Below are 10,545 nucleotides of genomic sequence, written 5' to 3'. Positions count from 1 at the left end.
CTTTTTGGCGAGTGTAGGATCCAAGACGCCGGATGCATCGATTTCGGAGAATAACTCCGTCACTTCTTCCGGAGTCAGATGGTTCTTATCAGCCATAACCTTCCTGTCATATCAATCAGTCGAGCTCGTGCGCACGCGCACCTTCGAACTGCATTCGATAGTAACGGGCATAAGTGCCGCCACGGGCGAGAAGCTCCTCGTGCGTGCCACGTTCCACAACGCGACCATGCTCAACGGTCGCAATCTCGTCGGCATGCTTAATGGTCGAGAGACGGTGAGCGATGATGATCGTGGTGCGGCCGCGCGCCAAGCGCTCGAGCGACTCCTGCACTGCCTCCTCGCTCTCGTTATCCAGAGCACTGGTCGCCTCATCCAAAATAAGGATCTTGGGATTTTTGAGAAACACGCGCGCGATGGCGACGCGCTGCTTTTGACCACCAGAAAGACGGCTGCCGCGCTCGCCCACCACGGTGTCATAGCCCTGCGGAAGCGACTCGATAAAAGCATCGATGTTGGCGCGATGGGCCGCCTCGGCGATCTCTTCTGCCGTAGCGCCCGGCTTGCCATAGGCGATGTTCTCGCCAATCGTTCCGTCGAACAGATAGACATCTTGCTGCACCAGGCCGATGGATCGGCGCAGGCTACGCTGCGTCACGTCGCGCACATCCTGGCCGTCAATGCTAATGGAGCCGGCGGCAACGTCGTAAAAGCGCGGCAACAGCGAACAAGTCGTTGATTTGCCGCCGCCCGAGGGACCAACCAAAGCGATGGTTTGACCGGGCTTAATGGACAGATCCATATGGTCGATAACGGGACGCGTCCCGTCGCCCGCGCCCAGCTCGACATCCTCGTAGCTAAAGCACACGTCGCGATACTCAACAGCGCCGGCCGTCACCTGCAGATCCGCAGCACCCGGCTTATCCTGAATATCGGGAACAGTCGAGAGCACCTCGTCCATGCGCTTAAAGCCGGCGATGGCTTTCTGATACGTCTCGGCCGAATTGACGAGCGTCTCAAGCGGCGTGCAGAACAGCGAAATGTAGAGCGCGAAGGTTGCCATATCGACCGCCTGCAGCTGGCCTTGGGCAACGAGCCAACCGCCCAGCAGCACCACGATCACATAGAGCACGCCCGAGAGCAGACCATACGTCGCGGTGTAGACGCCCATGGCGTGATACATGTTTTCCTTGGACGAAAGGTAGCGATCGTTAGAGGCACGGAACTTAGAGCGTTCGGTCTGCTCATTGGCAAAACTTTTGACCACACGCATGCCCGCCAGCGAATCCTGCAGCTGCGCATTGATGCCGCTGATCTTTTTGCGGTTATCGCTAAAGACCTCGCGCATGCGCATATTCTGCCAAAACATAATGACCGCGAACACCGCCGTCACCACGACCATGGCGAGTGCGAGCACCGGCGCAATGGTAAACAGAATCACAAACGAGCCAATGATCTCGATACCGCAAATAATGATCCATTCGGGCACGTGGTGCGCCGCCTCGCAGATATCGAACAGGTCGTTGACCACGCGGCTCATCATGTCACCCGAGCTGTTGCGATCAAAGTACGCAAAGCTAAAACGCTCGTACTGATCGAACAAGTCCTCGCGCATCTTGGACTCCATGCGCGCGCCCATCACGTGGCCCCAATAGCTCACAAAGTAGCGGCAGGCGCAGCGGGTGGCATACATCAGCACCAGTCCCACCGCGACCATACCGAGCGCCTGCATAATGGCAGTCTGGCCCTGGGTAAACAGCCCGCCGCACAGATTGCGCAGGATAATGGGAAACGCCAGGTCAATGGCGGCGAGCACCAGGGCGCAAATGGTATCGGCAACAAAAAGCCCCATCTGGGGCTTGTAGTAAGACAGAAAACGCTTCAGCATGTGATCCTCAAAGAAATATCAGCAACGTAAGACCCTGGGACAAAGCAATCAGTAGCACTTGTCCCAGGGCTATCCCCACTCGTTACAGCTCAGAACCACCAAGGCGGTGCGCGATGCTGTCGCAGGCAAGTGCGCCCACGACGGTCTTGGCATCCTCGATCTTGCCGTCGAGCACGGCATCGATCAGCTCGTGCAGCGGCACCAGGTCAACGTTGACAAACTCGTCATCGTCGGGGTTGGGCGCATCGAACTCGAGCTTGGTGGCCAGGTAGATGTGAATAATCTCGTCGCAAAAACCGCAGGTCGTGACAATAGACGTTAAAAAGCGAATGCGCCCGGCCTTAAAGCCCGTCTCCTCATGCAGCTCGCGCCTGGCACAATCGAGCGGGTCCTCGCCTGGGTCGAGCTTGCCGGCGGGAATCTCAACCGTCACGCGGTCGATGGCGGTGCGGTACTGACGCACCAGTACGATCTTGCCGCTCTCGGTCAGCGCCACAACGGCCGCCGCACCCGGATGGCGAACGATATCGCGGGCGCTGCGGTGACCGTTGGGCAGCTCAACCTCAAGACGGTGGACGTCGAGGATCTTGCCCTTCCAGGCGCACTCCTCCGAAAGAATCTTCTCGTGCAGCTCGACATCGTGCGGGTCGTCGTCGCCCAGCACCAGCGCCGGCTCGTCAGCGACCTCGCCACCAGGCTCGCCCTCGGCGTGCCCATACATGTGGCTGTCCTCTTCGACGATTTGCGCGTCCACGAGCTCTTCGTTCTTCTCGTCCATCCGTCTCATTCCTCTCGGATTTTAAGCATCCCAGGCGTCGCGGCCGCGCAGCGCGCGCAGGCCAATGTCGTGACGCAGGGTCTTGCCCTCAAAATCGATCTTCTCGCAAGCCTCGTAGGCAAGGTTGCGAGCGTTCTCGAACGTGTCGCCCAGTGCGGTCACGGCGAGCACGCGGCCGCCGTTGGTCACGAGCTGGCCGTCCACCACGGCGGTGCCGGCGTGATACACGGTCACGTTCTCCATGGCCTCGGCATCCTCGATGCCGGTGATGACCTTGCCCTTCTCGTAGCTGCCGGGATAACCCGCGCTCGTCAGCACAACGGCCACCGCCCACTCGTCACGCCAATCGAGCTCAATCTGGTCGAGCTCGCAGTTAGCGCAGGCAAGCATGACCTCGACCAGGTCGTTCTTAAGGCGCGGCAGCACGACCTGCGTCTCGGGGTCGCCAAAGCGGGCGTTAAACTCCAGCACCTTGGGGCCGGCGGGGGTAAGCATAAAGCCGCCGTACAGGCAGCCACGGTAATCGATGCCCTCGGCAGCGAGCTCGGCCACGGTCTGCTCCATGACCTTCACCATGGTGGCGTGCTCCTCGTCGGTCACGATAGGCACCGGGCTGTAGACGCCCATGCCGCCCGTGTTGGGACCAAGGTCGCCCTCAAGCGCGCGCTTGTGGTCCTGCGAGGTGGCCATGGGGCGCACGGTCTTGCCGTCGGTAAAGGCCAGCAGCGAGCACTCGGGGCCAACGAGCATCTCCTCGATAACCACGGTGTTGCCGGCGTCGCCAAAGGTGCCGCCAAAGCACTCGCGCACGGCCTCTTCGGCCTGCGAAAGCTCGGTTGCCACAATAACGCCCTTGCCCGCGGCAAGACCGTCGGCCTTCACGACCAGCGGAGCGCCCTGCTCGCGCACATAGGCGAGAGCCGAAGCCTCGTCGGTAAACGAGCCGTAGGCGGCCGTCGGAATGCCCGCGCGCTCCATGAGCTGCTTGGAAAACAGCTTAGAGCCCTCCATCTGGGCGCCCTCGGCACCCGGGCCAAAGCAGGGAATACCCGCCGCGCGCACGGCGTCGGCCACGCCCGCCACGAGCGGAGCCTCGGGGCCAATCACCACGAGTCCGCATCCGTGGCTCTGTGCAAACGCCGCCACGGCAGCAGGATCGCAATCGTCGAGAACCACGTTCTCGCCGCAGCTCGCGGTGCCGCCGTTGCCCGGGGCGATGTAGAGCTTGCCGGCGCGCGGTGATGCCGCGAGCTTGGCTGCCAAAGCATGCTCGCGGCCGCCGCTGCCCAACAACAGGATGTCGATGGTTTGAGTGTCCGCCTTCAAGGGTGCCTCCTCTATGGATTAACGGCCCGTCAACCATGCGGGCCCATTACAAGCAAATATACCCCTCGGCCGCCCGTCCGGGCTGCGAAGGGGTATATCGCAATAACCAAATAACGCCGATTACTTCCAGAATCGGTTGATGATCTGCTCGCGGCCGGCGCCAACACCGACAAACGTCACGCGCGTGTGCGCCAGATCCTCGACAAATGCCACGTAGTCCTGAGCCTCCTGCGGCAGCTCCTCAAAGCTGCGGCAGCCGGTAATATCGCACTTCCAGCCAGGAAGCTCCTCGTAGATGGGCTTGGCATGCTCAAAGCGCACCTGGTGCTCGGGCACGCTGGTGTAGCGCTCGCCATCGACGTCATAGGCCACGCACACCTTAATGGTGTCGAAGACCGAAAGCACGTCGAGCTTGGTCAGGGCGATGTCGGTAAGACCGTTGACGCGCGAGGCGTAGTTGGCGATGGGACCGTCAAACCAGCCGCAGCGACGACGGCGACCGGTGGTCACGCCGTACTCATAGCCCTCCTCGGTCAGCGTATGGCCGGCCTCGGACTCGTAGGAAAGCTCAGTGGGCATGGGGCCTGCACCGACGCGGGTGATGTAGGCCTTCATGACGCCCAGCACGCGATCGACGTTTTTCATGCCAACACCAGAACCGGTGATCGCGCCGCCGGCGGTGCAGTTAGAAGATGTGACAAACGGATAGGTGCCATGGTCGATATCGAGCAATGTTGCCTGGGCGCCCTCAAAGAGCAGGGTCTTGCCCTCATCGATCATGTTGTTGAGCAGCAGGCTCGTCTCGGTGATGTACGGGCGCAGGCGCTCGGCCATGGGCAGGTACTCTTCACAGATCTGGTCCACGGTGTAGGTGGGCAGGCCGTAAAGCAGCTCGAGCTCGGGATTCACGCGGGCAAGAGAGGTTTCCAGCTTGTCGCGGAAGAGCTCCTCATCCAGCATGTCCTGCATACGAAGGCCAATACGGGCCATCTTGTCCTGATAGCACGGGCCAATGCCGCGCTTGGTGGTACCGATGCTCTTCTTGCCGAGCTTCTGCTCAAAGGCGCCGTCCAGGTCGACGTGATACGGCATGATCACGTGTGCGTTGCCGCTGATCTTGAGGTTCTTGGTGGTGATGCCATCGGCCTCGAACATGTCGATCTCCTCAAGGACAACCTTGGGGTTGACGACGCAGCCGTTGCCAATCACCGACACGTGGTCGGCGTACATGATGCCGGAGGGCACCTGGTGCAGGCCGTACTTCTTGCCGTTGACAACGATGGTGTGCCCGGCGTTGTTGCCGCCCGAATAGCGCACGACGGCATCGAAGTCGCCGGCGATCAGGTCGCAGATCTTACCCTTGCCCTCATCGCCCCACTGGGCACCGACCAAAACGGTTGACGGCATGTTTACTCCTTACATACATGGACTGTCTGCGCGCCATACGGCGGGCAGAAGCACAAAACATTCCCAGTATACCCGTGCAACGGGCGCCTGTCCTACTCCTCGGTATGCACCCCATCAAGCTCATAGAACTTGGTAGACGCCGGCAGAAACATCAGGTCGACGTCGCCGATCGGGCCCGAACGGTTCTTGGCCACGACAATACGCGTGACGCCCTCGTCGGGTCGGTCGTCGCGCGAGGCCTCAGCCTCGTCGGCGGAACGGTCCAAGAACATGACGATATCGGCGTCCTGCTCGATGGAGCCCGATTCGCGCAGGTCGGAAAGCTGCGGGCGCTTGCCGGTACGGGATTCGACCTGACGCGACAGCTGAGACAGCGCGATCAGCGGAATCTTGAGTTCCTTGGCCATAATCTTTAAGCCACGAGACATCTCGGAGACCTCGACGGTGCGGCTCTCGGAACGGCGTCCCGGCGGAGGACTCACCAGCTGCAGGTAGTCCAAGATAATGATGGCCTTCTCCTTGTTGTGGAGCATGCGGCGGCTCTTGGCGCGAATCTCGGTCACCGTGGTGCCGGGCGTATCGTCAATCAGAATATCGAGCTTGGACAAGGTCTGCGTGGCCTCATTGATATTGGCCCACTGCTCGGGGCTAATGCGACCCATGCGAAAATCACTGATCGAAATCATGGCATAGGCGCAAATCAGGCGCTGGGCAATTTCCTTGCCCGACATCTCCAGCGAGAAAAAGCCGACGGTGTAGCCCGCAGCGGCGGCATTGAGCGCCAGGTTTAGAGCGAACGAGGTCTTACCCACGGCGGGGCGGGCGCCGATAATGATGAGCTGGCCCTCGCGGAAGCCCATAAGCATGCGATCGAGTGACGGGAAGCCCGTGGGAACGCCCGCTGCCTGGCCACCGGCCTGGCACACTTCCTCGGCCTCGTTATAGGCCTCGACCATAAACTCGGTCAGTGTCTTGTAGCTCGACTTAACCTCGCGCGCCGTAACCTTGAGCAGCTTGCTCTCGGCCAGCTCCACGACCTCTTTGGTATCGGTGGGGGCGTTATAGGCCAGCGCGTTAATCTCGTTGGTGGCGCCAATCAGCTCACGCAGCATCGAGTCGCGACGAACGATGGCGGCATGGTGCTGCCAGTTGACGAGCGACAGGGTCTGACCCATCAGCTCCAAAATGTACGCCTCGCCGCCCACGGCATCGAGCTTGTTGATGCTTCGCAGGTAATCGATCAGCGAGATGGAGTCGATGGGAATGCGACTGTTGTACATATCGACCATCGCGGTATAGATGGTCTTATGAATGGGCCGGTAGAAATCATCGGGCTGCAGCTCGACCTGGGCTTCTTCGACCACTTCGGGCGATAGCAGCATGGCGGCCAGTACGTTGGCCTCTGCATCTTGGTTTTGGGGGAGACCCAACTTGGAGCCGCGGTCCTCGACCGTCAGCCATGTCTCCCTATCGTCATATGCCATGAGCATCCTCATTCATATCGCTTGCGAGCATCCATAGTATCAGCCACAGCTTTAAATCGAGGCGCGCCTTAACAATCATCACCGAACCAAACGGATGAACGGTCCCTTATGTGGGACCGCATCTCAATGTATGACGTGACACCCACTCAGCGCAAAAAATAAAAGGGCGCCCCGGTCTCCCAGAGCGCCCTTCTTAGAACAAGATTGTTGCGTTGCAGCAAATGCTACTCGGCAGCAGCCTCGGTCTCGGCCTCGGCGGTCTCGGCCTCGGCGACCTCAGCGGCCTCCTCGACCTCAGCCTCGGCAGCGAGCTCCTCGGCGGTAACGCCGACGAGAACGACAACCTCGGCCTTGATCTCGCGGTACAGCGAGATGGCAACGGTGTGGGCACCGGCAACCTTGATGGGCTTACCGAGCTCGACGCGCTTGCGGTCGATGTCCATACCGAGCTGATCCTTGATGGCGTCAGCGATCATAGCGGCGGTGACAGAGCCAAAGAGGATGCCCTCGTCGCCGACCTTGACGTCAACGGTGACCTGCTTGCCCTCGAGGGCAGCCTTGGTCTCGTTGGCGATAGCCAGACGGACGGCCTCGCGCTTGGCGATGTTGTTGCGACGCTCGTCAAGCTGCTTGAGGTTGCCCTTGGTGGCGGCAACAGCGAGCTTCTTGGGGAACAGGAAGTTCTCAGCGTAACCCTGAGCGACCTCTACGACGTCACCCTCGCCGCCCTTGCCCTTGATCTCATCGAGAAGAATAACCTTCATGATGCGTCTCCCTTCTTAGCCGCGGTCGCGGTTGCCACGAGAGGAAACCACGGGGACGGTGTACGGCAGGAGAGCCATCTCGCGGGCACGCTTGATGGCGTTGGCGATGTCATGCTGATGCTGCGTGCAAGCGCCAGTGACGCGACGGGGCTTGATCTTGCCACGGTCGGTCATGTACTTACGGAGAAGCTGAGTGTCCTTATAGTCGATGAACTCAGTGTTCTCCTTGCAGAACTGGCAGTACTTACGACGCGGCTGACGTGCAGAAAAATCATTAGCCATGTCAAAATACCTTTCATTTGGCAACTTCGGCGAACCGAAGCCGCCTCTCACTCAAAAATAGGTGAACAACCCTTAAAACGGGATGTCCTCATCGTAGACGTCGACCGCGGGCGGCGTAGCCACCGGTGCGGCAGGACGCGCTGCGGGCGCGGGAGCTGCGGGGGCGTAACCGCCCTGATCGTAGCCACCCTGGCCACCACGGGAGCTCATAAACTCAATCTCATCGACGATGACCTCAAGCTTGCTCCTGCGCTGACCATCGCGCTCCCAAGAGCTGTAGCGCAGCTTGCCCTCGATCGCAACCTTGTTTCCCTTTGCCAGGAAACGGCTCACGGCCTCGGCGCGGGTGCCGAACATAGTGCAGTCGACAAAGTTGGGATAGTCCTCCCACTCGCCAGTCTGCGCATTGCGGCGGCGATCGTTCACGGCGACGCCAAAGGACAGAACCTGGGTTCCGCCGGCAGTGGCGCGCAGCTCGGGATCGCGGGTGAGGTTACCGGTGATGTTCACTCGATTGATGCTCATTACTCACTACTTCCTCTTGGGGCACAAGCCCAGTCCAAAACGACAGTCTTACTCCTGGTCGTCGCGACGGACGATCATGTGGCGGACCACAGCGTCGGTGATGCGCAGGACGCGATCAAGCTCGGCGATCTGGGTAGGATCTGCGTGGAAGTTGATGAGGGTGTAGTCACCATCGGTGAGGTCGTTGATCTCGTAGGCGAGCTTGCGCTTGCCCCACTCGTCAACGGAGTCGACCTTGCCAGCGCCCTCAGCGATCGTGGTATCGATACGCTTCATAACAGCGAGACGAGTCTCGGGGTCGAGCGACGGGTCAACAAAGAACAGCAGTTCATAAGCCTTCATATTGTCACCTCCTCTGGACAAATGTGGCTTCAGGTCGTGAAGGTGCGCCTGAAGCAGGAAAAGACTTGGTAATAGTATCTTTCAACCTCCCAGGCTGCAAGAATATGCAGCTACAACCTCATGACCTCCACATATGCCCATACTCGCACGGCCTTTCTTGCATATTCCAACCAAATGCTGTCCAAGAGCTTGACGGATTTGAGGACAAGGGCGGGTACATACCGACTTTCTGCCAGATAACCGCAAGTCGCTCGCAGCATGGCTGCGGTCGCAAAATGCATACCAGCGGTACAACGCGACATTTTGAATTATTAAACTTGATTCCCGACCGTCCGTAACTACCTCATTTGAACAGTTCGCCTGGGCCGATTACGCAGGTCATCGATTGGTTTCGGCACGGTTGGGCAAACGACGGAGCGATGCAATTTAAAAAATGCCAAGTTTTTGGTTTGCACTTTGCGATTCCTCGTGTATACTGACTTTCGCATTTAACGGAGAGTTGTCCGAGTGGCCGAAGGAGCACGATTGGAAATCGTGTAGGCGTCAAAAGCGTCTCCAGGGTTCAAATCCCTGACTCTCCGCCAGTTAATTCCAAAGCAGGCCTTTGTGCCTGCTTTGTTTTTACCCCACGCGGAGGGGTGGCAGAGTGGTTGAATGCGGCGGTCTCGAAAACCGTTTGGCCTGTATAAGGTCACGAGGGTTCGAATCCCTCCTCCTCCGCCATTTTGGTTGAGAAAGCTCCCAACAAAGGGAGCTTTTTTGTTTTGAGTCCCTTACAAACAAATACGGCGGAGGAGGGGTTCGAACCCGCCAGGGCGTTCAACACCAACCCAGATCTCTAAACATGTACATCACCCTCCAAAGATGTCAAAAAATGTCGTTTTTGGATGCTGATGTACATGTTTGGAACCTGTGACCGCGCCCAGTTCCGACCGTTTACCGAGCAATGGGGTCACGACCTCCCACAACCATGTACTATGTACGGGCATTTTCCAATCCAACTACCCAAAGGAACCCACCTTGCCCGTCATCGCCACTGTAATCGTTACCGCACACGCCTCGGATGCCATGGTTGCCATCCCGTTTTGGCTCGAGATGTTCGCTGTCGTCGCGGCGTCGATTTCGGGTGTACTGGTTGCGCGCGAGCACAAACTCGATCTGGTGGGCGCCGTCGCGCTCGCCGTGGTCTGCGGTCTGGGCGGCGGTCTTTTGCGCGATATGACGCTCCAGGTGGGCAACGTCTACATCCTTAACCAGCCCATGGCGCTGCCGCTGTCCATCGCCACGGCGGCCATCATCTACATCTTCCCTGCCATCGTCGACAAGCCCGACAAGCTCATCCCCCTGCTCGACATCATCTCGGTGGGTATTTATGCGGCAACCGGCGCAGATAAGGCGCTCGTGTACGGATTTGCACCGGTCGTGTGCATCATGATGGGCTTTTTTACCGCGGTAGGCGGCGGCATGCTGCGCGATGGTTTTATGGGCGTGGTGCCGGGTATTTTCCAGCGCACCAACTTCTATGCCATCGCGGCTATCGCTGGATCGGCAAGCTATGTTTGCCTTGTCATGAGCGGCTTAGTCAGCAATGTCGTCGCGCTGGTCGTTTGCGTCGCAGTGACCATGGGCCTTCGCTGGCTCTCGCTGCGCTTTGACATCAAAAGCCCCACCGAGGACGATATCGCGCGTTTCCTACATCGTAAAAAATAGATAGCACGGCCCGGCCCATCGCAAGGTGACAGCCTATCTACA

The 10,545-nt window shown here is 59.3% G+C and carries 10 protein-coding genes and 2 tRNA genes; 3 read left to right on the top strand and 9 right to left on the bottom strand.

What is annotated here, in order from left to right; translation table 11 throughout:
- Window positions 1–115: 115 nt before the first annotated feature.
- The 9 genes from ACQRAP_RS06775 to rpsF form a co-directional block, all read right to left on the bottom strand.
- Window positions 116–1,885 (bottom strand): ABC transporter ATP-binding protein, encoded by a 1,770-nt coding sequence (locus ACQRAP_RS06775; RefSeq protein WP_427795200.1) that lies wholly within the window; start codon window positions 1,883–1,885, stop codon window positions 116–118.
- 82 nt (window positions 1,886–1,967) lie between these two features.
- Window positions 1,968–2,663, bottom strand: coding sequence for an NUDIX domain-containing protein (locus tag ACQRAP_RS06770; RefSeq protein ID WP_427795199.1), 696 nt, complete (start codon window positions 2,661–2,663; stop codon window positions 1,968–1,970).
- A 21-nt stretch (window positions 2,664–2,684) separates the two neighbouring features.
- Window positions 2,685–3,989: a phosphoribosylamine--glycine ligase gene (gene purD / locus ACQRAP_RS06765; RefSeq protein ID WP_154516747.1), complete on the bottom strand. Its 1,305-nt coding sequence runs from the start codon at window positions 3,987–3,989 to the stop codon at window positions 2,685–2,687.
- A gap of 120 nt (window positions 3,990–4,109) precedes the next feature.
- The gene (locus tag ACQRAP_RS06760; protein ID WP_427795198.1) at window positions 4,110–5,396 is read right to left on the bottom strand and encodes an adenylosuccinate synthase; all 1,287 of its coding nucleotides are present in this window, start codon (window positions 5,394–5,396) and stop codon (window positions 4,110–4,112) included.
- Window positions 5,397–5,488: 92 nt separating this feature from the next.
- On the bottom strand, window positions 5,489–6,886 hold the full coding sequence (dnaB, locus tag ACQRAP_RS06755) for a replicative DNA helicase (RefSeq protein ID WP_427718155.1): 1,398 nt from the start codon (window positions 6,884–6,886) through the stop codon (window positions 5,489–5,491).
- A 218-nt stretch (window positions 6,887–7,104) separates the two neighbouring features.
- Window positions 7,105–7,644 (bottom strand): 50S ribosomal protein L9, encoded by a 540-nt coding sequence (gene rplI, locus ACQRAP_RS06750; RefSeq protein WP_427795197.1) that lies wholly within the window; start codon window positions 7,642–7,644, stop codon window positions 7,105–7,107.
- Between the two features lie 15 nt (window positions 7,645–7,659).
- On the bottom strand, window positions 7,660–7,926 hold the full coding sequence (rpsR, locus tag ACQRAP_RS06745; RefSeq protein WP_006235829.1) for a 30S ribosomal protein S18: 267 nt from the start codon (window positions 7,924–7,926) through the stop codon (window positions 7,660–7,662).
- A 72-nt stretch (window positions 7,927–7,998) separates the two neighbouring features.
- On the bottom strand, window positions 7,999–8,451 hold the full coding sequence (locus ACQRAP_RS06740) for a single-stranded DNA-binding protein (RefSeq protein ID WP_006235830.1): 453 nt from the start codon (window positions 8,449–8,451) through the stop codon (window positions 7,999–8,001).
- 48 nt (window positions 8,452–8,499) lie between these two features.
- Window positions 8,500–8,793, bottom strand: coding sequence for a 30S ribosomal protein S6 (gene rpsF, locus ACQRAP_RS06735; protein WP_006235831.1), 294 nt, complete (start codon window positions 8,791–8,793; stop codon window positions 8,500–8,502).
- Window positions 8,794–9,286: 493 nt separating this feature from the next.
- Here rpsF and ACQRAP_RS06730 point away from each other — a divergent pair.
- The 3 genes from ACQRAP_RS06730 to ACQRAP_RS06720 all read left to right on the top strand — a co-directional run bounded on the left by ACQRAP_RS06730 (window position 9,287) and on the right by ACQRAP_RS06720 (window position 10,503).
- Window positions 9,287–9,377, top strand: a tRNA-Ser gene (locus ACQRAP_RS06730).
- 48 nt (window positions 9,378–9,425) lie between these two features.
- Window positions 9,426–9,516: transfer RNA gene (locus ACQRAP_RS06725), tRNA-Ser, on the top strand.
- A gap of 297 nt (window positions 9,517–9,813) precedes the next feature.
- Window positions 9,814–10,503: a trimeric intracellular cation channel family protein gene (locus ACQRAP_RS06720; protein WP_229770653.1), complete on the top strand. Its 690-nt coding sequence runs from the start codon at window positions 9,814–9,816 to the stop codon at window positions 10,501–10,503.
- Window positions 10,504–10,545: the final 42 nt, after the last annotated feature.

This window comes from Collinsella sp. SGI.180 (assembly GCF_050313455.1).
GTDB lineage: Bacteria > Actinomycetota > Coriobacteriia > Coriobacteriales > Coriobacteriaceae > Collinsella.
This window is presented reverse-complemented; position numbering and strand designations above follow the sequence as displayed.